This is a genomic window from Streptomyces sp. RG80, from assembly GCF_040446465.1.
Classification (GTDB): Bacteria; Actinomycetota; Actinomycetes; order Streptomycetales; family Streptomycetaceae; genus Streptomyces.
Genome location: NZ_JBEAAJ010000003.1, coordinates 106,432 through 128,395, shown reverse-complemented (window position 1 = coordinate 128,395; position 21,964 = coordinate 106,432). Strand labels below are relative to the sequence as shown.

General features: G+C 70.7%; 17 protein-coding genes and 1 riboswitch. Of the genes, 8 read left to right on the top strand and 9 right to left on the bottom strand.

From position 1 onward, the window contains the following. Positions 1-2: 2 nt before the first annotated feature. On the bottom strand, positions 3-2,819 hold the full coding sequence (locus ABKA17_RS10770) for a bifunctional acetate--CoA ligase family protein/GNAT family N-acetyltransferase (protein ID WP_353691725.1): 2,817 nt from the start codon (positions 2,817-2,819) through the stop codon (positions 3-5). Positions 2,820-3,018: 199 nt separating this feature from the next. Here ABKA17_RS10770 and ABKA17_RS10765 point away from each other — a divergent pair, with 199 nt between their 5' ends. After that, complete coding sequence (locus ABKA17_RS10765) at positions 3,019-3,300, top strand: HPr family phosphocarrier protein (RefSeq protein ID WP_353691724.1); 282 nt, start codon at positions 3,019-3,021, stop codon at positions 3,298-3,300. A 159-nt stretch (positions 3,301-3,459) separates the two neighbouring features. Here ABKA17_RS10765 and ABKA17_RS10760 read toward each other — a convergent pair whose 3' ends face one another. The 4 genes from ABKA17_RS10760 to ABKA17_RS10745 all read right to left on the bottom strand — a co-directional run bounded on the left by ABKA17_RS10760 (position 3,460) and on the right by ABKA17_RS10745 (position 8,255). Continuing rightward, positions 3,460-4,155, bottom strand: a complete 696-nt coding sequence (locus ABKA17_RS10760) for a GntR family transcriptional regulator (protein ID WP_353691723.1) — start codon at positions 4,153-4,155, stop codon at positions 3,460-3,462. A gap of 187 nt (positions 4,156-4,342) precedes the next feature. Beyond that, the gene (locus tag ABKA17_RS10755; protein WP_353691722.1) at positions 4,343-5,107 is read right to left on the bottom strand and encodes a M23 family metallopeptidase; all 765 of its coding nucleotides are present in this window, start codon (positions 5,105-5,107) and stop codon (positions 4,343-4,345) included. Between the two features lie 12 nt (positions 5,108-5,119). Next, positions 5,120-5,285: riboswitch (cyclic di-AMP (ydaO/yuaA leader) on the bottom strand. 190 nt (positions 5,286-5,475) lie between these two features. After that, positions 5,476-6,864, bottom strand: coding sequence for a M16 family metallopeptidase (locus tag ABKA17_RS10750; protein ID WP_353691721.1), 1,389 nt, complete (start codon positions 6,862-6,864; stop codon positions 5,476-5,478). Further along, a complete protein-coding gene (locus ABKA17_RS10745) occupies positions 6,861-8,255 on the bottom strand; it encodes a M16 family metallopeptidase (RefSeq protein ID WP_353691720.1) in 1,395 nt (464 codons plus the stop codon). Before ABKA17_RS10745 ends, ABKA17_RS10750 begins: the two co-directional genes overlap by 4 nt. Positions 8,256-8,569: 314 nt before the next feature. Between ABKA17_RS10745 and ABKA17_RS10740 the strand changes: the two genes are divergently transcribed. Beyond that, positions 8,570-11,029 (top strand): DNA gyrase/topoisomerase IV subunit A, encoded by a 2,460-nt coding sequence (locus tag ABKA17_RS10740; protein ID WP_353691719.1) that lies wholly within the window; start codon positions 8,570-8,572, stop codon positions 11,027-11,029. Here the strand turns inward: ABKA17_RS10740 and ABKA17_RS10735 are convergent. Then, a complete protein-coding gene (locus ABKA17_RS10735) occupies positions 11,026-12,108 on the bottom strand; it encodes a CobW family GTP-binding protein (protein WP_353691718.1) in 1,083 nt (360 codons plus the stop codon). The two genes, ABKA17_RS10740 and ABKA17_RS10735, sit on opposite strands and share 4 nt — an antisense overlap. A 321-nt stretch (positions 12,109-12,429) precedes the next feature. Here ABKA17_RS10735 and ABKA17_RS10730 point away from each other — a divergent pair, with 321 nt between their 5' ends. Both ABKA17_RS10730 and ABKA17_RS10725 read left to right on the top strand, forming a co-directional pair. Then, positions 12,430-12,990 carry a DUF6082 family protein gene (locus ABKA17_RS10730; protein ID WP_353691717.1) on the top strand — a complete coding sequence of 187 codons (561 nt, stop codon included), beginning with the start codon at positions 12,430-12,432 and terminating at the stop codon, positions 12,988-12,990. Between the two features lie 331 nt (positions 12,991-13,321). Further along, positions 13,322-13,561: a hypothetical protein gene (locus ABKA17_RS10725; protein WP_353691716.1), complete on the top strand. Its 240-nt coding sequence runs from the start codon at positions 13,322-13,324 to the stop codon at positions 13,559-13,561. A gap of 50 nt (positions 13,562-13,611) precedes the next feature. Here the strand turns inward: ABKA17_RS10725 and ABKA17_RS10720 are convergent, their stop codons facing one another. Then, the gene (locus tag ABKA17_RS10720) at positions 13,612-14,778 is read right to left on the bottom strand and encodes a citrate synthase/methylcitrate synthase (protein ID WP_353691715.1); all 1,167 of its coding nucleotides are present in this window, start codon (positions 14,776-14,778) and stop codon (positions 13,612-13,614) included. Positions 14,779-14,875: 97 nt separating this feature from the next. Here ABKA17_RS10720 and ABKA17_RS10715 point away from each other — a divergent pair, with 97 nt between their 5' ends. The 4 genes from ABKA17_RS10715 to ABKA17_RS10700 all read left to right on the top strand — a co-directional run bounded on the left by ABKA17_RS10715 (position 14,876) and on the right by ABKA17_RS10700 (position 19,666). Then, entirely contained in the window at positions 14,876-16,129 is a 1,254-nt protein-coding gene (locus tag ABKA17_RS10715; RefSeq protein ID WP_353691714.1) for a citrate synthase, read from the top strand. Positions 16,130-16,186: 57 nt separating this feature from the next. Beyond that, complete coding sequence (locus tag ABKA17_RS10710) at positions 16,187-17,131, top strand: ferredoxin family protein (protein WP_353691713.1); 945 nt, start codon at positions 16,187-16,189, stop codon at positions 17,129-17,131. Positions 17,132-17,300: 169 nt separating this feature from the next. After that, on the top strand, positions 17,301-18,989 hold the full coding sequence (locus ABKA17_RS10705; protein WP_353691712.1) for a sensor histidine kinase: 1,689 nt from the start codon (positions 17,301-17,303) through the stop codon (positions 18,987-18,989). Then, positions 18,986-19,666, top strand: a complete 681-nt coding sequence (locus ABKA17_RS10700; RefSeq protein WP_353691711.1) for a response regulator — start codon at positions 18,986-18,988, stop codon at positions 19,664-19,666. Before ABKA17_RS10705 ends, ABKA17_RS10700 begins: the two co-directional genes overlap by 4 nt. A 101-nt stretch (positions 19,667-19,767) precedes the next feature. On the opposite strand, the gene ABKA17_RS10695 is transcribed toward ABKA17_RS10700, so the two are convergent. Continuing rightward, on the bottom strand, positions 19,768-21,360 hold the full coding sequence (locus tag ABKA17_RS10695) for a monocarboxylic acid transporter (RefSeq protein ID WP_353691710.1): 1,593 nt from the start codon (positions 21,358-21,360) through the stop codon (positions 19,768-19,770). Further along, positions 21,357-21,914: a DUF485 domain-containing protein gene (locus ABKA17_RS10690; RefSeq protein WP_353691709.1), complete on the bottom strand. Its 558-nt coding sequence runs from the start codon at positions 21,912-21,914 to the stop codon at positions 21,357-21,359. The genes ABKA17_RS10695 and ABKA17_RS10690 overlap by 4 nt, the downstream gene beginning before the upstream one ends. Positions 21,915-21,964 lie beyond the last annotated feature (50 nt).

Genomic DNA, 21,964 nt, shown 5'->3' with positions numbered 1-21,964 from the left:
TCTCAGTACGCGGGCAGGGTCCGCGGACCGAGGTCGTCGCGGGCGGGCGGGGGCGCCAGCCGGACGGAGGCGCCGAGGACGCTCAGGCCGTGCGGGGCGACGACGACCGGTTCCAGGGTGACCGCGACGACCTCGGGATGGTCGTCGACGAGGCGGGAGACCCGGAGCAGCAGCTCTTCGAGCGCCGCCGTGTCGACCGGCGCCGAACCTCTCCAGCCGAACAGGAGCGGTGCGGTCCGGATCGAGCGGACCAGGGAGGTCGCCTCGCGGTCGGTGACCGGAATCAGCCGGTGCGCGATGTCGTCGAGCAGCTGCGAGGCGGCCCCGGCGAGTCCGAAGGAGAGCACGGCACCGGCTGCGGGGTCGATGACGGCCCGTACGACCGTGTCCACGCCGCGTGGCGCCATCCGCTGCACGACCGGGCGCAGCTCCTCCGGCGTCCCGAACAGTTCGGTCAACTCGGCGTACGCGCGCCGCAGTTGTTCCTCGTCCGCGAGGTCGAGGCGTACGCCGCCCAGGTCGGCGCGGTGCCTGAGGTGCGGGGCGGTGGCCTTGAGGGCGACGGGGTAGCCGAGGGTGCGGGCGGCCCGGGCGGCATCGTCGGGGGTGGGCGCCGGCAGGGCGCGGTGGACCTGGATGCCGTACGTGCCGAGGAGTTCGCAGGTCTCCTCGGTGCCGAGGGTGAGGCCCTGACCGCGCGCGAGGAGGCTGTCGATGAGAGCGGCGGCGCCCTTCTCGTCGATGGCCGCGTCGATGGACTCGGGCACCTTGCCGGGATCGGCGGCCTCGCGCCGCCACTGGGCGTACTTCACGGCTTCGCCGAGGGCCCGGACCGCGCGTTCGGCGGCGGGGTAGGCGGGGATGAGGCGGGAGCAGTTGCGAGGAGTCTCTTCGGCGGGTTTGACGGCGAGGCGGTCCAGGGCCCGGAAGGGATGGGAGGCGCTCGGCGTCGCGGCCTGTGGCGCGGTACTGGTCGCGGCCGACAGTGCCGCCGCGAGTCCGCCCAGTTCGACGTGGACGACCAGCACCGGCTTGCCCGGCACCTGCTCGGCCGCCGACCGGAGCGCCTCGGCGAGCGCCGCGTCCCCGGCGGAGCCCTCCCCCACGGTGGGTATCGCGGTCACGACGACCGCGTCACAGGTGTCGTCCGCCAACGCGCGCGACAGGGCGGTGTGGAAGTCCGCGGGCGAGGCGGCCGTCGTCAGATCCAGCGGGGTCAGCGGCCGGAGCCCCTCGGAGAGGCATGCGTCGTAGGTCAGCAGGCCCAGGGACTCGGAGTTGCCGAGGATCGCCACGCGCGGGCCGCCCGGGAGGGGCTGCCGGGCGAGCAGCAGGCCGGTGTCGACGAGCTCGGTGATCGTGTCGACCCGGATCACACCGGCCTGCCTGAGCAGCGCGGACACCGTCGAGTAAGGGAGCCGCGTGGCCCGTACGGCGTGGCCCTGCGGGGCGGAGCCGGCGCCCTGGACGACGACCAGGGGCTTGGCGGCGGCGGTGCGGCGGGCGAGGCGGGTGAACTTGCGCGGGTTGCCGATGGACTCCAGGTACATCAGGACGACGTCGGTGTCCGGGTCGTCGTACCAGTACTGCAGGACATCGTTGCCGGAGACGTCCGCGCGGTTGCCGGAGGAGACGAAGGTGGACACCCCGGTGACCCCGGTGACGCCGCCGCCGCGCCGGTGCAGGCGGGACAGCAGCGCGATGCCGATGGCGCCGGACTGGGCGAAGAGCCCGATGCGGCCGGGTCGGGGCGTCTCGTTGGCCAGGGAGGCGTTCAGCCGTACGTCGGGGCTGGTGTTGATGATCCCGAAGGCGTTGGGCCCGATGATCCGCATGCCGTACGCGCGCGCGTGCCGGACGAGTTCGCGCTGGCGCTCCCGTCCCTCGGGGCCGCTCTCGGCGTACCCGGCGGAGATCACGACGAGGCCCTGCACGCCGTGCTCACCGCACTCGGTGACGACCTGGGGGACGTGCTCGGCGGGTACGGCCACGACAGCGAGGTCGACGGGGCCGTCGATGTCCCGCACGGAGCGGTAGGCGGGCACCCCGTCGAGTTCCTTCTCCGTGAAGGCCTTGTTCACGGCATAGAGGCGGCCGGTGAACCCGGCGTCCCTGATGTTGCCGAGGATGCCGCGGCCCACGCCGCCAGGGGTGCGGCCGACGCCGACGACGGCGACCGAGCCGGGCTTGAGCAGCCGCTCCACGGACCGCCCCTCCGCGCGCTGTTCGCGCGCGTACTGCACGGCGAGGGAGCGGTCGGTGGGTTCGAGGTCGAACTCCAGGCGGACGACGCCGTCCTCGAAGCTGCGCTTCTGGGTGTACCCGGCGTCCGTGAAGACCTTGATCATCTTATTGTTGGCGGGCAGCACCTCGGCGGCGAAGCGGCGGATGCCGCGCTCGCGGGCGACCGCGCCGATGTGTTCGAGGAGGGCGGAGGCGACGCCCCGGCCCTGGTGGGCGTCCTGGACGAGGAAGGCGACCTCGGCCTCGTCGGCCGGTGCGGACGCGGGCGTTCCATCGGAGCCGATGCGGTCGTAGCGTACGGTGGCGATGAACTCGCCGCCGACTGTGGCTGCGAGACCCACCCGGTCCACAAAGTCGTGGTGCGTGAAGCGGTGGACGTCCTTGGCGGACAGGCGAGGGTACGGCGCGAAGAAGCGGTAGTACTTCGACTCGTCGGAGACCTGCTCGTAGAAGCTGACCAGGCGCTCGGCGTCATCAACGGTGATGGGGCGGATGCGCGCGGTGCCGCCGTCGCGCAGCACCACGTCGGCTTCCCAGTGTGCGGGGTACTCGTGCCGGTCCGGCGAGCTCTGCATGGGCCCCAGATTACGGCTCGCGTACGACAACGGCGCGAGGCAGTCTGTGGAGAACGCAAGAGGATCGCTCAAGGACGGGAGTCGGACCGAGGCCGCGGTCCGACGACCCACCCCGGACAGGACGAAGGTCCGCTCCGGAGACACTTCATGTTGTGGGAAACTGGTCTAGACAACCCTGAACACCGAAGGGCAGCATCACATGGCTGAGCGCCGCGTCAACGTCGGCTGGGCCGAGGGCCTTCACGCCCGCCCCGCTTCCATCTTCGTCCGGGCCGCCACGGCCTCCGGTATCCCCGTGACGATCGCCAAGGCCGACGGCAACCCCGTCAACGCGGCCTCCATGCTGGCGGTTCTGGGCCTCGGCGCCCAGGGCGGCGAGGAGATCGTGCTCGCCTCCGACGCCGAGGGCGCGGACGTCGCCCTCGACCGACTGGCGAAGCTGGTCTCCGAGGGTCTCGAGGAGCTCCCCGAGACCGTCTGATTCACCGGGGCCGTCCGATTCACGGCACCACGAAAGGGCTCGTCCGATTTCCGTCGGGCGGGCCCTTTCCGTTTTCTGCGCAGGTGCGGAGAATTCCCGGTCGCAGGCAGCAGAAATAATCCCCCGCGAATTACTTCCTCTTTGTATACGGCTCCCGTGTTAATGCCGCAGGCTCGGCATGTTTACGGGATGTTGCGAGTTCCTCACACGCTCCGGCCGCTCTCCCGGGCCGGCGAAACGGAGCCGGTGCGCGACCGTCGAGCGCTCGGTGTGCAGCGCCGTGACCGCACGCGCGCGGTCGCCGTCGCCGCGGGCCACCGCGTCGACGATCGCACCGTGCTCCGCCCAGGACTCGACGGGGTCGGCCGGCGCGTCCACGGCGTACATCCAGGAGATCTTGTGCCGCAGCTGGGTCAGCATCGAGGCGAGCGCGGGGCTGCCGGAGGCCTGGGCGAGCGTCTCGTGGAACCAGCCGCCCAGAGACCGCAGGTCGTCGCTGTTGCCCCGTCTGGCCCGCTCCTGGCCTAGCCTGACCAGTCCGCGCAGCACCTTGAGGTGCGCCTCGGTACGCCGCTGGGCGGCCCGGGAGGCGCCGAGCGGCTCCAGGAGCATGCGCATCTCCAGCAGGTCGGCGGCCTCCTGCTCGGTGGGTTCGGCCACGCACGCGCCCGCGTGCCGCCGGGTCACCACGAAGCCCTCGGCCTCCAGCGTGCGCAGGGCCTCCCGGACGGGGACGCGGGAGACGCCGTAGCGGCGGGCGAGGAGTTCCTCGGTGAGGCGGCTGCCGCGCTCGTAGACACCGGCGACGATGTCGTCCCTGATCGCGGTGCATACCGAGTGCGCCGGAATACGCATGACCGACCTCCGCTTTAATCCCCGTGAAACGTCGACGATTGACGTGTGTTCAGTGACTCTATTGCAAAGAGCGGGAATTTCCGATGGCGGGCCGGAATCCATGGATATTTTTTGGACAGCAACGCGACAGAAACGACGAAACCCCGGCTCGTGAGCCGGGGTTTCGAAGAGGTCTCGCGGTCCGTCGTCAGACGTTCACGCCGTGCGAGCGCAGGTAGGCGACGGGGTCGATGTCCGAGCCGTACTCCGCGGTCGTGCGGGCCTCGAAGTGCAGATGCGGCCCGGTGACGTTGCCGGTCGCGCCGGACAGGCCGATCTGCTGGCCCGGGGTGACCGTCTGGCCCACCGAGACACCGATGGACGACAGATGCCCGTACTGGGTGTACGTGCCGTCGTTCATCTTGATCACGACGTTGTTGCCGTAGGACCCGCCCCAGCCGGCCTCCACGACCGTGCCGGAGCCGACCGAGCGCACGGAGGTGCCGCTGGCGGCGTGGAAGTCGACGCCGGTGTGGCTGCCGGAGGACCAGACGGCGCCGCCGGCCTTGTAGCCGGTGGAGATGTACGAGCCCGAGATCGGGGAGACGAAGGTGTTGAGGCGCTTGCGCTCGGCGGCCGCGCGGGCGGCGCGCTCCTTGGCCTCGCGCTCCTTCTTGGCCTTGGCGGCGGCCTTCTTGCGCGCCTCCTCCTCGGCCTTCTGCTGCGCGGCCTCCAGGGCCGCCTGCTGCTGGGCCTCGGCCTGGGCGTCGATCTGGGCGGCGACCGAATCGCCGATGGTGATGACCGGGGTGAGTCCGGTCTGCTCGGCCGCGGGCTCCGCGGCGAGGGCCGGGGCGGCGAGGGTGCCGATGACGCCGGTGGTGGTGAGGGCCGCGACGCCCGCCACGCGAACGGTGCTGCGCTTCATCCGGCTCGGGGCGCGATGCTTCCCGGTGGGGCGCGTGAACGCCATGTAGTGGCTGGTCCTTTCCTTCCCTCTCGCCTACCGGGTTAGCTGACGGGTTCGGAGCAGGAAGGTCTCCTACGGACCCCCTCGCATGACGCGCGGGCGTCCGATTCACCCCAGGGACTACGGATGGGTCCCCGGCTCCCCTGGCTCGCGCCGTACGGGGACTCGGCGATGACTGTCCGGTGCCGCGGGCGCGGCGCACTGCCTGACGAACAGCCCGGACGAAGCTATGCGGGGCGACTTTCAATCCCCAAACGGATCAGGGTTTTTGTAGCGCATCCCACAGGGCAAACAGGCAACCAGCCTTCAATTCGGACATTAAGGGGCCCTGGTGACGCTTCAGTCACCAGGGCCCCTCCACGCGCGTGCCTCTACTCGGCGGTCACGACCGTCACTTCGCCGATGCCGAGGGCCTCCACGGGCTCCCTGATGGCGGACGCGTCGCCGACCAGGATCGTCACCAGACGGTCCACCGGGAAGGCGTTGACGGCGGCCGCGGTGGCCTCCACGGTGCCGGTGGCGGCGAGCTGCCGGTACAGGGTGGCCTGGTAGTCGTCGGGCAGGTGCTGCTCGACCTGGTCGGCCAGCGTGCTCGCGACGGCCGCCGCCGTCTCGTACTTCAGCGGGGCCACCCCGACCAGGTTCTGCACCGCGACGTCGCGCTCGGCGTCGGTGAGCCCCTCCGCGGCGAGGGTGCGCAGCACCTTCCACAGGTCGTCCAGGGCGGGACCGGTGTTGGGGGTGTCCACGGAACCGCTGATGGCGAGCATCGCGGCGCCGGTGCCTTCGGGGCCGGACCTGAGGACCTGCCCGAACGAGCGCACGCCGTAGGTGTAGCCCTTCTCCTCGCGCAGGACACGGTCCAGGCGGGAGGTGAGGGTGCCGCCGAGGCAGTACGTGCCGAGCACCTGCGCGGGCCACACGCGGTCGTGCCGGTCGGCGCCGATCCGGCCGATCAGCAGCTGCGTCTGCACGGCGCCGGGGCGGTCCACGATGACGACCCGGCCGGTGTCGTCGGCGGTGATCGGCGGCACCGGCCTCGGCTCGGCCGAGGAGCCGGTCCACGAGCCGAGGGTGTCGCCGAGCAGCTCGTCGAGGTCGGTGCCGGTGAGGTCGCCGACGACCACGACGGTGCCGGTGGCGGGGCGCACGTGCTTCTCGTAGAAGGCGCGTACGGCCGCCGAGTCGATGTTCCGGACGGTGTCCTCGGTGCCCTGGCGCGGGCGGGACATGCGCAGGTCCGCCGGGAACAGGGTCCTGGAGAGCTCCTTGGCGGCCCGGCGGGAGGGGTTGGCCAGCTCGTGCGGGATCTCGTCGAGCCGGTTGGTGACCAGCCGCTCGACCTCGCTGTCCGCGAACGCGGGCGCCCTGAGCGCGTCGGCCAGCAGACCGAGCGCCTTGGGCAGGCGGGAGACCGGGACCTCCAGGCTCAGCCGTACGCCGGGATGGTCGGCGTGCGCGTCGAGGGTGGCGCCGCAGCGCTCCAGCTCGGCGGCGAACTCCTCGGCGGTGTGCTTGTCGGTGCCCTCCGAGAAGGCCCGCGCCATGATCGTGGCCACACCGTCGAGGCCGGCCGGCTCGGCGTCCAGCGGGGCGTCCAGGAGGACCTCGACGGCGACGACCTGCTGGCCGGGACGGTGGCAGCGCAGGACGGTGAGGCCGTTGTCGAGCGTGCCGCGCTCGGGGGCCGGGAAGGCCCATGGCCGCGCCTCGCCCGCCTGCGGCTGGGGGTGGAATTCCATCGTGGCGAGCTCGGTCACTTGGCCGCCTCCTCGTTCTTGTCGCCGGCTTCGACGGTGGCCTCGGCCTCGGGGTCCTCCGGGGGATCCGCGTCCTCGGCGGTCTCCGCGGAGACGGGTTCGTAGACGAGCACCGCGCGGTTGTCCGGGCGCAGGCGGGCCTTGGCGACCTCCTGGACCTCCTCGGCGGTCACCTCGAGGACGCGGTTGACGGCCGTGAGGGCGAGCTGCGGGTCGCCGAACAGGACGGCGTAGCGGCACAGTTCGTCGGCGCGGCCCGCGACGGTGCCGAGCCGGTCCAGCCACTCGCGCTCCAACTGGGCCTGGGCGCGCTCCATTTCCTCGGCCGTCGGGCCCTCCTCGGCGAACCGGGCGAGCTCCTCGTCGATCGCGGCCTCGATGACCGGTACCTCGACGTCACCGGACGTCTTCACGTCCAGCCAGCCCAAAGAGGGTGCCCCGGCGAGCCGCAGCAGGCCGAAGCCGGCCGCGACGGCCGTACGGTCCCGTCGTACGAGCCGGTTGTAGATGCGGGAGGACTCGCCGCCGCCGAGGACGGTGAGAGCCAGGTCGGCGGCGTCGGCCTCGCGCGTGCCGTCGTGCGGCAGGCGGTAGGCCGCCATCAACGCGCGCGCGGGGACCTCTTCCTCGACGACCTCGCGCAGCTGTTCGCCGATGATCTCGGGCAGCGAGCCGTCGCGCGGGGCGGGCTTGCCGTCGTGGGAGGCGATGGAGCCGAAGTACTTCTCGATCCAGGCGAGCGTCTGCTCGGGGTCGATGTCGCCGACCACGGACAGGACCGCGTTGCCCGGCGCGTAGTACGTCCTGAAGAAGGCGCGGGCGTCCTCCAGGGTCGCCGCGTCCAGGTCGGCCATGGAGCCGATCGGCGTGTGGTGGTAGGGGTGGCCCTCCGGGTAGGCGAGGGCGGTCAGCTTCTCGAACGCCGTGCCGTAGGGGACGTTGTCGTAGCGCTGCCGGCGCTCGTTCTTGACGACGTCGCGCTGGTTCTCCATCGACTCGTCGTCGAGGGCGGCGAGCAGCGAGCCCATGCGGTCCGCCTCAAGCCAGAGGGCGAGCTCCAGCTGGTGGGTGGGCATGGTCTCGAAGTAGTTGGTGCGTTCGAAGCTCGTGGTGCCGTTGAGGGAGCCGCCCGCGCCCTGGACGAGCTCGAAGTGCCCGTTGCCCTTGACCTGTCCGGAGCCCTGGAACATCAGGTGCTCGAAGAGGTGAGCGAGTCCGGTACGCCCCTTGACCTCGTGGCGCGAGCCGACGTCGTACCAGAGGCACACCGCCGCGACCGGGGTCAGGTGGTCCTCGGAGAGCACCACGCGCAGCCCGTTGGCCAGGCGGTGCTCGGTCGCTGTCAGGCCCCCGGTGCCTGCCTGGTCTGTGGCCGTGTGACCCATGGGCATGTACGTCCCTTCGATCGCGGTGCGGTTGATCGGAACCGCGTTTTCCTGCCGGTCCTGCCACTGTATGCAAGCGTGCGGAGCCCCGGTGAAGTTCCCGGTGGTCGTACGCCGAGAGCGAGATCCCGTAGCCTGCGGATCGGGCCGCGTGCCGTACGGGTGAACACGCGGCGGGACGGCTGACGTCGGGTCGTCGTCCACGTTGTCAGTGCCGCGGTCCACAATGGTCCGCGTCAGATCCCGTTCACGCTTCAGCAAGAGTGAGCCGAAGGGGCGCGACCCGAAGGCGAGCGACCAGAAAAGAGGAGCCGGCAGCGATGGCCCGCCGTAGCACGAAGACCCCGCCGCCCGACGACTCGTACGAGGAGAAGATCCTCGACATCGACGTCGTCGACGAGATGCAGGGCTCCTTCCTCGAGTACGCGTACTCGGTCATCTACTCCCGCGCCCTGCCGGACGCCCGTGACGGCTTGAAGCCGGTGCACCGTCGCATCGTCTACCAGATGAACGAGATGGGCCTGCGCCCCGATCGCGGCTATGTGAAGTGCGCCCGGGTCGTCGGCGAGGTCATGGGCAAGCTGCACCCGCACGGCGACGCGTCGATCTACGACGCCCTGGTGCGCATGGCCCAGCCGTTCTCCATGCGCGTGCCGCTGGTCGACGGCCACGGCAACTTCGGTTCGCTCGGCAACGACGACCCGCCGGCCGCCATGCGGTACACCGAGTGCCGGCAGGCCGAGGCGACGAGCCTGATGACCGAGTCGATCGACGAGGACACGGTCGACTTCGCCCCCAACTACGACGGCCAGGAGCAGGAGCCGGTGGCGCTGCCCGCCGCGTTCCCGAACCTGCTGGTGAACGGCGCGTCCGGCATCGCGGTCGGCATGGCCACCAACATGCCCCCGCACAACCTCTCCGAGGTCATCGCGGCCGCCCGCCATCTGATCCGCCACCCCAACGCGGATCTCGAGACCCTGATGAAGTACGTCCCGGGTCCCGACCTGCCCACCGGCGGCCGGATCGTCGGCCTCGCCGGCATCCGGGACGCGTACGAGACGGGCCGCGGCACCTTCAAGATCCGGGCCACCGTGTCGGTCGAGACCGTCACGGCGCGCCGCAAGGGCATCGTCATCACCGAGTTGCCCTTCACGGTCGGCCCGGAGAAGGTGATCGCCAAGATCAAGGACCTGGTCGGTTCGAAGAAGATCCAGGGCATCGCCGACGTCAAGGACCTCACCGACCGCGCGCACGGCCTGCGCCTGGTCATCGAGATCAAGAACGGCTTCGTGCCGGAGGCGGTCCTGGAGCAGCTGTACAAGCTGACCCCGATGGAGGAGTCCTTCGGCATCAACAACGTCGCGCTGGTGGACGGCCAGCCGCTGACGCTGGGCCTCAAGGAGCTCCTGGAGGTCTATCTCGACCACCGCTTCGAGGTCGTGCGCCGTCGCAGCGAGTTCCGTCGCACCAAGCGCCGCGACCGCCTGCACCTGGTCGAGGGCCTGCTCACGGCGCTCATCGACATCGACGAGGTCATCCGCCTCATCCGCTCCAGCGACAACTCCGCGCAGGCCAAGCAGCGGTTGATGGAGCGCTTCTCGCTGAGCGAGATCCAGACGCAGTACATCCTGGACACGCCGCTGCGCCGCCTGACCAGGTTCGACCGGATCGAGCTGGAGTCGGAGAAGGACCGCCTCAACGCGGAGATCGAGGAGCTGACCCGGATCCTCGACTCGGACACGGAGCTGCGCAAGCTGGTCTCCACCGAACTGGCGGCGGTGGCCAAGAAGTTCGGCACCGACCGGCGTACGGTCCTGCTGGAGGCGGGTGCGGTCGCCCCCGCGGCAGCCGTGTCGCTGCAGGTGGCGGACGACCCGTGCCGGGTGCTGCTGTCCTCGACGGGTCTGCTGGCCCGTACGGCGAACGGCGGCCCGTTCCCGGAGGACGGCGACGGCAAGCGCGTCAAGCACGACGTGATCGTCTCCGCGGTCCCGGCGACCGCGCGCGGCGAGGTGGGCGCGGTGACGTCGGCGGGCCGGCTGCTGCGGATCAACGTCATCGACCTGCCGCAGCTGCCGGAGACGGTGTCGGCGCCGAACCTGGCCGGCGGGGCGCCGGTGTCGGAGTTCGTCTCCCTGGAGGACGGCGAGACGCTGGTGTGCCTGATGACCCTCGACGAGTCGTCGCCGGGCCTGGCGATCGGCACCGAGCAGGGCGTCGTGAAGCGCGTGGTGCCCGACTACCCGTCCAACAAGGAGGAGTTGGAGGTCATCACCCTCAAGGACGGCGACCGGATCGTCGGCGCGATCGAGCTGCGCACCGGCGAGGAGGACCTGGTCTTCATCACGGACGACGCGCAGTTGCTGCGCTACCAGGCCTCGCAGGTCCGTCCGCAGGGCCGGCCCGCGGGCGGCATGGCCGGCATCAAGCTCACGGACGGCGCGAAGGTCATCTCCTTCACGGCGGTGGACCCGGCCGTGGACGCGGTCGTCTTCACGGTCGCGGGCTCGCGCGGCACACTGGACGACTCCGTCCAGACGACGGCCAAGCTGACCCCGTTCGACCAGTACCCGCGCAAGGGCCGCGCGACCGGCGGAGTCCGCTGCCAGCGCTTCCTGAAGGGCGAGGACTGTCTGTCCCTGGCCTGGGCGGGCGCCGTACCGGCCCGTGCCGCGCAGAAGAACGGCACACCGGCGGACCTCCCGGAGATCGACCCGCGCCGCGACGGTTCGGGTGTGTCGCTGCCGAAGACGGTCTCGGTGGTGGCGGGACCGGTCTAGAACCCGGGGTCCTGGAGCTCGTCCTCGGGATCCTGTACGTAGCGCAGGACGCCCCACATACCGTGCTCGTCGGCGGTGTGCGGGGCGTCGCTCTTGCACGCCGCCAGCTCCTTGCCGAGCGCGGGCACGTCGATACCGGAGCCGATGAGGACCAGCTGGGTGAGGCGTTCGTCGGCGTCCGTCGGCCAGGGCTCCGGGTAGAACCGCAGAAACCGCCCGACGGCGTGGACGGCGTAACGGTTCCGGGTGTCGTGGGGCCCGAAGTCGACGTACCCCTTGATCCGGTACAGCCCCTCGGGCCGGCTGTCGAGGAACGCCATCAGCCGACGTGGGTCGAGGGGCACGTCGGAGACGAAGGAGAGGCTCTCGTAGGCGGAGTGCAGATGCCCGGCGTGCCCGTCCTCGCCGTGGTCCTCCTCCCCGTGCTCGTGCAGGTCGTCGAAGGAGAGCTGGCCGATCCGCTCCTCGCCGGGTCGGCAGTCGAAGAGGAACTCGGGGTCGATGCGGCCATAGGAGGCGGGCACCACGGCGGCCCGGTCGACAAGGGACCGGACGAGCCCCAGCACGCGCTCGCCGTCGGTCGCCCGGTCGAGCTTGTTGACCACGACGAGGTCCGCGAGGGCGAGATGGCGGTCGATCTCGGGGTGCTTGGCGCGGGTGTCGTCGAACTCTGCGGCATCGACGACCTCGACGAGACCGCCGTAGACGATCCCCGGATGCTCGCTGGCGAGCAGCATGCGCACGAGTTCCTGGGGTTCGGCGAGCCCGCTGGCCTCGATGACGATGACGTCGATACCGGCGGAGGGCGCCGCGAGCCGCTCCAGATAGGTGTCGAGCTCACTGGCGTCGACGGCGCAGCACAGGCAGCCGTTGCCGAGGGAGACGGTGGAGTCGCCGAGGGCGCCCGCGACGGCCATGGCGTCGATCTCGATCGCCCCGAAGTCATTGACGATCGCGCCGATACGGCTGCCTCCGCTGCGGTGCAGGAGGTGGTTGAGGAGGGTGGTCTTGCCGGAGCCCAGGAATCCAGCGAGTACGAGGACCGGGATCTGCCGAAGGGTGCGGCTCGGCTGGCTCAACGTGCGACCTCTCTGACACCTACGCGTGCACCGGATCGTGGGGTCGGCGCACGGATGAGAATTGAATGCCGGACCAGGATACGAGCCGGAAGAATCACCGCGAAGTGAACGATTGTTAGCAGCACTTGCGGGGCAGACGTTGGGCAAGGCGCCGGTGCGTGCGACCCTCGCTTCCCTCCGTGCGCCGCCTCTCCGCCTCCCCCGCCGATCAGAGCCGCTCGGCACCCTGGGAGACGGCACGCGCCGCCCATCGCTCGCCGGTACCCTTCGTCGACCCTCACTCCGACGACCGGCGGGCGGTCGCCTGATTCGGGGGTTGACATGGCCACAAAGACCTCGACCGCGGGAGCGCTCCTTCCCGTCGCCGCCGCGGGGTTGGGGTTCGCAGCCGGCGCCCTCACGGTTCTGGCCGTCCACCGGCGCACCCAGGACGCCTTCGAGGCACGCCTGCAGTCCCTGGAACGCTCGTCGGACACCCGCCGTCAGGCGAACCTCGCACACCAGCATCGCCTGCACTGGGAACTGCTCAGCAAGGCGATGGACAACGCGGACCTCGCCGAAGTGCTGGACGCATATGACGACACCGTCTCGGCCAAGAGGCAGCGCCAGTACCTCTACGCGAACGCCATGTACACCAGCATGGTCTTCAACTACCGCCTCGGGAATCTGAGCCGGGAGCAGTTCTACGGCGCGGTGCGCGGGATGCTGCAGAACCCGATCTGCCGAGAGTACTGGCACGCGACCCGGAACCACCGGGCCAGCCTGGACAGCACGAGCGAGCAGGCCCAGCTCGGGGCACTGGTCGACGATCTGCTCCAGCAACTGGAGGACGCGGACATCGACGAGTGGTGGGTGATCGGCGAGCCGCCGCCGGACATGTGAGCGCACGACACGTTTTCGTGGTTCCGGGGCCGTAAGGCCATGTCCTCCGTACGCGTGTGCACGTATGGGCGAACTCCGTCATACGGCCCATCCCGGCGCGACACCTTCAAGTTTTGGAAAAGACCCTGCCTTTCCTTGGGATCGGGCGCTCGGGACTTCGCCACACTTGGCAAATTCGCGCCCGGAGCGCTGCCCGACGCGGTAGCGAGCGGGTGCGTGATCTTGGAAAGTAGGCGTGGCACCGAAAGCACGGTGCAGCAGCTGTGCTGCACCACACGGTCCGGTTGTCGAGCGGTCACCGAGGTGCGGCCGGGAACCGGAAGGACCGCAAGTGAGTCGTATTGTCCGTCGGATCGGCCCCTCTCCGCGAGCTCGAGGATGTGAGACGGGACAGACATGCCCCGACATCTTCGAACTGTCCGACGGAAATTTCGCGATCATCGGCACGGAGGCCACCGAGCAACTCGACTCAGAACTGCCGCCCGATGCCGCACGCGCCGACTACGAACGCATCGTCGTCATCAGCAGAGACGTATTGATCCGGGCGAAGGCGGACATCCCCGACGCGTGACCGCGCTCTGCGGCGGCCTGCGTCCACGCGAGGACGCAGGCCGCCGCATCTCAAGCCACCCCCGGCACCGCCACCGGCGCCCCCGGCCCCACATACCGGGCCACCGGCCTGATGATCTTCGAGTCCTCCGCCTGCTCCAGAATATTGGCGCTCCACCCCACCACCCGCCCCGCGGCGAAGGTCGGAGTGAACATCTCGCGGGGCAGGCCGCACAGTTCCATGACCACGCCCGCGTAGAACTCGACGTTGGTGTGGAGTTCGCGGCCGGGCTTCAACTCGGCCAGGATCTCCTCGACATGACGTTCGACCTCGACGGCGAAGGCGACACGTGGGCCGCCGAACCGCTCCGCGACCTCGCGCAGCATCCGGGAACGCGGATCCTCGGTGCGGTAGATCGCATGGCCGAAGCCCATGATCCGGTCACCGGCGAGCACCCGCTCACGGATCCAGGGATCGATACGGTCGGGCGTGCCGATCGCGTCCAGGGTGTCCAGTGCCCGGCTGGGCGCGCCCCCGTGCAGCGGCCCCGACAGCGCCCCCACCGCACCCACGAGACACGCCGCGACATCCGCACCTGTCGAGGTGATGACACGCGCCGTGAAGGTTGATGCATTGAACCCGTGATCAATGGTTGAGATCAAGTATTGCTCGACCGCCCGGGCCCGCCGCGGATCGGGCTCGGAACCCGTCAGCATGTAGAGGTAGTTGGCCGCGTAGGACAGATCCTCGCGCGGCTCCACGGGTTCCAGCCCCTGCCCCAGCCGATGCAGCGCGGTGAGCAGGGTCGGTACGGCCGCGGCCGCCACGACGGTGTCCCGCCGACGTTCGTCCGCGCCGATGTCGTACACCGGGCGGAAGCCCTTCGCCGCACCCAGCAGGGACAGCGCCGTGCGCATCCCGGCGAGCGGACCGGACACCGCGCTCGCCGCCGCGACGGCCGGCAGCGCCGCCCGCACCTCGTCCGGCAGCCGACGCAGCGCGGCGGTCTCGGCGGCGAAGGCGGCGCCCCGTTCGGCATCCGGCAGCTCACCGTGGACCAGCAGATGCCAGACGTCCTCGAACCCACGGGTCTGCGCGAGATCGACGGCCGAGTACTGGCGATAGTGGTAGAAGCCCTCGAGCCCCCGGACGTCACCGATCTCGGTGTCAGTGACGACGACACCCGCGAGTCCTCGCGGTACGTCGACAAGCGTGGCCGCGGCCCTGTTGACGGACATGTTTCCTCCCTGGACTTGATTCGACTGTCCATGTTGACTAATGGGTCTGTCAATATTGATTGAATCAATGCATACTCAATACGGATACGGTGGCTCCATGCGCGATCACGAACCCGCTCCCGACCTCCAGGGACGGCGGCTGACCACCAAGGAGGCCGCCGAACTGCTCGGCGTGAAGCCCGAGACCGTCTACGCCTATGTGAGCCGCGGTCAGCTCGGCAGCCGCCGCGTGCCCGGCGGCCGCGCCAGCACGTTCGACGCCAAAGAGGTGGAGGCGCTCGCCCGACGCAACAGGCGCGAGGGCGCCGGGAGTCCGGGCTCCGGCGGCGAACTGTCCGTACGGACCCGCATCACGCTCATCGACACAGACCGGTACTACTTCCGGGGCGTCGACGCGACCGAACTGGCCGCACACCACTCCTACGAGGAGATCGCCGAGTGGCTGTGGACCGAGCGGATGCGCCCCGGCACGACGTTCACGGCCCCCGACACCTCCGTGACCGTCGCCCGTCGCGCCGTCGACGCGCTGCCCGAACACACCTCGCCCACCGACCGGTTGCGGGTCGCCGCGATCGCCGCCGCGACCGCCGACCCCCTGCGCTTCGACCTGTCCGAGGACGCCGTGCTCGGCACCGCGCGCATCCTCATCCCCACCCTCGTCGCCGCGCTGCCGCCGGTGCGGATCGGCCACCGCGACGAGGGCCCACTGGCCGAGCACCTGTGGGCCCGGCTCACCGCGCGCCGACCCGACGAGGCGTCCCTGCGCACCTTGGACACGGCACTGGGCCTGCTCGTCGACCACGATTTGGCCGCCTCCACCCTCGCGGTGCGGGTCGCCGCCTCAGCCCGCGCACACGCCTACGCGGCCGTGTCTGCCGGGCTCGGCGTGCTCGAGGGCCCGTTGCACGGCGCGGCCAGCGGACTCGCCCACCGACTGCTGCTCGACGTCCTCGACCAGGGCGACGCGGGCCCCGTGATCGCCGAGGAGCTGCGGGCCGGACGCCGGATCCCCGGTCTCGGCCACCGGCTCTACCCGGGCGAGGACCCACGCGCGCGTGCCCTGTTCGCCCTCCTGGAAGAGATCCCCCACGCCGAGCCCGCCCTCGCCGCGGCCCGCGACGTGGTGGCCACCACCGCCCGCCACGCCCCCCTGCACGCCAACGTGGACCTGGCCCTGGCCGTGCTCACCGCGTCCTCCGGCATGCCCGCCACGGCCGGCGAGACGATCTTCGCCGTCGCCCGAACGGCGGGCTGGATCGCCCACACCCTGGAGGAGTACGGGGAGCGCCCCCTGCGTATGCGGCCCAGCGGGCTCTACGTGGGCACCAAACCCCCTCAACCACTGCCGTAGCGGGACACGAGCCCACTCGGAAGTCGCCCTGAGCCAAGTCAGGTTAGGCTCACCTCTGTGAGAACGTGTGCATCCGTCTCCCGCGACCTCGACGAGCCCATTTCCGGGACCGCGGCGACCGCGAAGACCTGGCTGCTCCTCGAACAGCCCGGTCCGTGGGGCGCTCATGCGCTCAGCTCGAGCCATCTGGACCCGTCGCTCGGCCGCGCCCTGGAACGGGCGGCTGAGGGCACGGGCGTACGCATCGCGCTCATCCGCCGGCCTGGTCGGCACGCGGACTGGCGCACCCCATCCGTACGCCGCGTCTATGCGTCCCACACCGCCCCCGGCAACGTATGGCTGCACAGCGCCGAGGTCCGCGACCCGCGGCGCCTGCTGGATCTCGACTTCCTCGCACTCGGCGCGGGCGACCACCGCGGCTTCGGCGCGGCGCTCGACGGGCGCCCCCACACCCGCGATCCGCTCGCGCTCGTCTGCACCAACGGCAAGCGCGACCGCTGCTGCGCGCTCCTCGGCCGCCCGCTGGCCGCCGAGCTCGCCGCCTCCGGGGCGGAGGGCGTCTGGGAGGTCACCCATCTGGGTGGACATCGCTTCTCGCCGACGCTGCTCGTGCTGCCGTACGGCTACGCGTACGGCCGGGTCGGAGCCCCCGCCGTCAAGGAGATCCTGCACAGCGTCCAGGACGGACGGATCGTCGTGGAGGGCTGCCGCGGGAGCTCGGCCTGGGAGCGGCCCGGCCAGGCGGCGGAGCTGGCGGTACGTACGGCGGCGGGCGAGTACGCGGCGGACGCGCTGAGCGTCGTACGGACGGACGGCGCCGCGCCGCGCTGGGAGGTGACCGTCGCGCATGCCGACGGGCGGCACTGGCGGGTCGTGGTGGCGCAAAGCGCGTCCCTGCCGCCGCGCGCGCAGAGCTGCGGGACCTCGGTGCTGGGCTCGCCCGCGCGGATGGACGTCGTGACGGTACGGGAACTGGCACCGCCGACAGCGCTCGCGAGCTGACCGGGCCGGTCGGCGGTGTCCATGGTTGATCGAGCGCCCGGTCCTCTCCACCGTTGATCGCGTTGATCGCCCTGGTCAGCAGCACTCATGTGTTGATCAGGTGTATTGATCAAGAGATCCACGCCACACCCCTACGGCAGCCCGTACCCCTCCGCGTACCGTCAGGGGTATGAGTCCCACTCCCCCCGTACGACGCCTCCGCCTCGGTCTGCCGCGGCGGATGTTCTCGCAGCTGCTGCTGATGCAGCTCGCGATCGCCGCGGGGGTCACGGTGCTCGCGACCGGGCTCTTCCTCGCACCGCTGAGCGCTCAGCTGGACGACCAGGCGATGCGCCGGGCCCTGGCGATCGCGCAGACGACCGCCGAGCAGCCACAGATAGCGAAGGACCTGCAGAGCACCGCGCCGTCGGTCGACGGGCCGGTGCAGGTGGAGGCCGAGCGGATCCGGAAGGCCACCAAAGCCGAGTACGTCGTGATCATGAATACAAGGGGCGTGCGCTGGTCGCACACCGACCCGAAGCAGATCGGCGGGATCGTCTCCACCGACCCCGCGCGGGCGTTGGGGGGCGAGGAGGTCATGGAGATCGACAACGGCACCCTGGGCCGCTCGGCCCGCGGCAAGGTGCCGTTGCGCGACGCCGACGGCGACATCATCGGCGCGGTCTCGGTCGGCATCGCCTACGACAGCGTCCGGGCCCGGCTGATCCACGCGATCCCCGGTCTGCTCGCCTACGCGGGCGGGGCCCTTGCCGTGGGCGCGCTCGCCGCCTGGCTCATCTCTCGGCGAGTCCAGCGGCAGACCCGCGACCTGGCCTTCTCCGACATCTCGGCACTGCTCGCGGAGCGCGAGGCGATGCTGCACGGCATCAGGGAGGGCGTCGTCGCGCTCGACCGCGCCGGCCGTATCCGCCTCCTCAACGACGAGGCGCGGCGTCTGCTGGGCATCGGCGACGAGGCCGTCGGCCGCTCTCTGGACGAGGCCCTCGGCGAGGGCCGTACGGCCGACGTCCTGGCCGGCCGGGTGACCGGTACCGACCTGCTGACCGTACGCGGCCAGCGGGTCCTGATCGCCAACCGCATGCCCACCGACGACGGCGGCGCAGTCGCCACCCTGCGCGACCGCACCGAGTTGGAGCAGCTGGGCCGGGAGCTCGACTCCACGCGCGGTCTGATCGACGCCCTGCGCGCCCAGGACCACGAGCACGCCAACCGCATGCACACGGTCCTCGGGCTGCTCGAACTGGAGATGTACGACGACGCCGTGGAATTCGTCGGAGAGGTGGTCGGCGACCATCGCGCCACCTCGGAACAGGTCACCGAGAAGATCAAGGACCCCCTGCTCGCGGCCCTGCTGGTCGGCAAGGCGACCGTCGCGGCGGAGCGCGCAGTCGCCCTGTGGATCTCGGACCGGACCCGGCTCCCGGACCAGCTGATCGATCCCCGGGGCATCGTCACGGTCGTCGGCAACCTGGTGGACAACGCCCTGGACGCCGTGGCGGGCACACCGCACGCGCGCGTGGAGGTCGAGTTGCGCGCCGAGGGGCGTACCGCCGTCCTCAGGGTGCGGGACACCGGGCCCGGTGTCCCGGCGGAACACCGTGAGCAGGTCTTCACCGAGGGCTGGTCCACGAAGAAGCCACCGGCCCACGGCAAGCGCGGCATCGGGCTCTCCCTGGTGCGCAGGCTGGCCGAGCGTCAGGGCGGCAGCGCGACCGTGACCGAGGCCGACGGCGGGGGCGCGGAGTTCACCGTCGTCCTGCCCGAGGCGCTGGCGGGCCCCGGTCTGGAGCCCGCGCTCACCGCCCCGGCGGCCACAGAGGAGACTGCTGGCAGCGCCGTCGAGGAGGAGTCGCGATGATCGAGGTCCTGGTCGTGGACGACGACATCCGGGTGGCCCGGGTCAACGCCGCCTACGTCGACAAGGTTCCGGGCTTCCATGTGGCGGGCGAGGCGCACAGCGCGGCGGAGGCGCTGCGCCAGGTGGAACTGCTTCCCCGGCTCGACCTGGTCCTCATGGACCACTACCTGCCCGACGAGACGGGCCTGTCGGTCGTCCAGGAGATGCGCCGCCGTGGGCACCAGACCGACGTGATCATGGTGACGGCCGCCCGGGACATCACGACCGTGCAGGCAGCGATGCGGCAGGGCGCGCTCCAGTACCTGGTAAAACCGTTCGCCTTCGCGGGCCTGCGCGCCAAGCTGGAGGCGTACGCCGAACTCCGCCGCACCCTCGACGGCGGCGGCGAGGCCGAACAGGCCGAAGTGGACCGCATCTTCGGCGCCCTGTCCGCACCGTCGGAGCCCGACCTGCCCAAAGGGCACTCCCCCACGACCGCGGAACTCGTACGCCAGTCCCTGATGAACGCCGAAGGCCCCCTGTCGGCCCAGGAGATCGCCGAACGCACGGGAGTGAGCCGCCAGACCGCCCAGCGCTATCTGAAGCTCCTGGAGCGCACCGGCCGCGCCCGCCTCACCCTCAAGTACGGCGACGCGGGCCGCCCGGAACACCGTTACGTGTGGGCGACCCGCGCCTGAGGACACGGCCCGTGGGGGCGGGGGAAGGAACCGTGCCCTCCCTTCATACGGATGCCGACCCACCACTTTCTCGACGGACGCGTCGGTGAACGCCGCCGCGCCTAGGCGGCTCCGGCCCCCGTCAGTGAACGCACCTCGGTCTCCGCGTGCTTGGCCTCGTCCGCCACCTCCGCCGAGGTGACCGTCCCGAGCCAGCCGGCGATGAATCCCAGTGGGATCGAGACGAGGCCGGGATTCTGGAGCGGGAAGAACTGGAAGTCGACGCCCGGGAACAGGGACGCGGGGCTGCCGGACACCACGGGTGACAACAGCACGAGCACCACGGCCGGGACCAGTCCGCCGTACACCGCCCACACCGCTCCACGAGTGGTGAAGCCGCGCCAGAACAGCGAGTAGAGCAGCACCGGCAGATTGGCGGACGCGGCGACCGCGAAGGCGAGGCCCACCAGGAAGGCGACGTTGAGGTCCCGGGCCAGCAGGCCGAGGCCGATCGCCACCACGCCGATACCGACGGCGGCGACACGCGCCACGGCGACCTCACTGCGAGGCTTGGTGCTGCGCCGCCGCAGCGACGCGTACAGGTCGTGGGCCACGGACGCGGAGGAGGCGAGCGTGATCCCGGCGACCACCGCGAGGATCGTGGCGAAAGCGATGGCGGCGACGATCGCGAACAGAACCGTTCCGCCTGTGGAGTCGGCGCCTCCGCCCAGATCGAGGGCCAGCAGCGGTACGGCCGTGTTGCCGGCCGCGTTGGATCCACGCACGGCATCGGGACCGACGATCGCGGCCGCCCCGAAGCCGAGGACGATGGTCATCAGATAGAAGCCGCCGATGAGCCCGATCGACCAGACGACCGAATGGCGGGCGGCCCGTGCGGTGGGCACGGTGTAGAAGCGCGAGAGGATGTGCGGCAGCCCCGCCGTGCCCAGGACCAGTGCGAGTCCCAGACTCATGAAGTCGAAGCGCGCGGTCCAGTCCCCACCGTACTTGAGCCCCGGCGCCAGGAACTTCTCGCCGTGCCCGCTGCGTTCGGCCGCGGTGAGCAGCAGTTGGTCGAAGTCGCCGTGGAACCGCACCAGGACGAGCACGGTCAGCGCGATCGTGCCGCCGAGGAGCATGACCGCCTTCACGATCTGAATCCAGGTGGTGGCCCGCATCCCTCCCAACGACACATAGATCACCATGAGCGCGCCGACACCGATGACCGTCCACGTCTGCGCCGCCTCGCTGGTGCCACCGAGCAGCAGAGCGACCAGACTCCCCGCTCCCACCATCTGCGCCACCAGATACAGAACGGACACCGTGACCGAGGAGGTTCCCGCCGCGATCCGCACCGGCCGCTCGCTCATCCGCGCCGCCACCACGTCGGCCAGCGTGAACCGCCCGCAGTTGCGCACCAGTTCGGCGACAAGGAACAGCACGACCAGCCACGCCACGAGAAAGCCCACCGAGTACAGCATCCCGTCGTACCCGAAGAGCGCGATGAGCCCGGAGATGCCCAGGAACGATGCCGCTGACATGTAGTCGCCCGCGATGGCAAAACCATTCTCCATCGGCGAGAAGAGACGGCCCCCCGCGTAGAACTCCTCAGCCGAGCCATGCCGGTTACGGCTCACCCACGTCGTGATCGCCAGCGTGACCGCGACGAACGCACTGAACAGCAGCAACGCCAGCGTCTGGTGATCACCTGTCACGAAGCACCGCCCCGGATGCCCCGCGTCAGTTCCTGGGTGTCCCAGCGCAGCTCCAACGCCGCCCGGTCCCTGCGCAGCCGCGCGTGCCGGGCGTACGCCCACGTCAGCAGGAACGTGGTGAGGAACTGTCCCAGCCCCGCGACCATCGCCACGTTCACCGCCCCCGCCACCGGCCGCGCCATGAGTCCGGGCGCGGTCGTCGCGGTCACGACGTATCCCACGTACCAGCCGAAGAACGCGAAGCACGCCGGAACCACGAACCTCCGGTACCGGCCGCGCACCTCCTGGAAGGCCGCGCTGCGCTGCACCTGGAGGTACACGTCCGCGGCCGCCTCTTCCCGCTCGACCCGTCCAGGCTGAGCGACGGGCGACGGCACAGGTGCACCGGCGCCGCCCGACTCACCCCAGCCGGAGGCGAGCGCGTCGTACCAGGGGTCGTCGTACCTCACGGCTCCGGATGCCTCGGCGAACGGCGGGACAAGACCGTCGTGGATCTCGGCTGCGCTTTCGGGACCACCCCCGTCTCCGCGGGGACGACCGTTGCTTGACTGCATGCCCAAGGATGGACAGAACGGGAAGATCCCCGACTCTTCTTCTCCTCCCG

Coding starts and splice junctions, on each gene's coding strand:
- ABKA17_RS10690 (WP_353691709.1), bottom strand. CDS start 21,914: ATGCAGTCAAGCAACGGTCGTCCCCGCGGAGACGGGGGTGGTCCCGAA.
- ABKA17_RS10765 (WP_353691724.1), top strand. CDS start 3,019: ATGGCTGAGCGCCGCGTCAACGTCGGCTGGGCCGAGGGCCTTCACGCC.
- ABKA17_RS10705 (WP_353691712.1), top strand. CDS start 17,301: ATGAGTCCCACTCCCCCCGTACGACGCCTCCGCCTCGGTCTGCCGCGG.
- ABKA17_RS10770 (WP_353691725.1), bottom strand. CDS start 2,819: ATGCAGAGCTCGCCGGACCGGCACGAGTACCCCGCACACTGGGAAGCC.
- ABKA17_RS10740 (WP_353691719.1), top strand. CDS start 8,570: ATGGCCCGCCGTAGCACGAAGACCCCGCCGCCCGACGACTCGTACGAG.
- ABKA17_RS10760 (WP_353691723.1), bottom strand. CDS start 4,155: ATGCGTATTCCGGCGCACTCGGTATGCACCGCGATCAGGGACGACATC.
- ABKA17_RS10700 (WP_353691711.1), top strand. CDS start 18,986: ATGATCGAGGTCCTGGTCGTGGACGACGACATCCGGGTGGCCCGGGTC.
- ABKA17_RS10720 (WP_353691715.1), bottom strand. CDS start 14,778: ATGTCCGTCAACAGGGCCGCGGCCACGCTTGTCGACGTACCGCGAGGA.
- ABKA17_RS10730 (WP_353691717.1), top strand. CDS start 12,430: ATGGCCACAAAGACCTCGACCGCGGGAGCGCTCCTTCCCGTCGCCGCC.
- ABKA17_RS10745 (WP_353691720.1), bottom strand. CDS start 8,255: ATGCCCATGGGTCACACGGCCACAGACCAGGCAGGCACCGGGGGCCTG.
- ABKA17_RS10715 (WP_353691714.1), top strand. CDS start 14,876: ATGCGCGATCACGAACCCGCTCCCGACCTCCAGGGACGGCGGCTGACC.
- ABKA17_RS10755 (WP_353691722.1), bottom strand. CDS start 5,107: ATGGCGTTCACGCGCCCCACCGGGAAGCATCGCGCCCCGAGCCGGATG.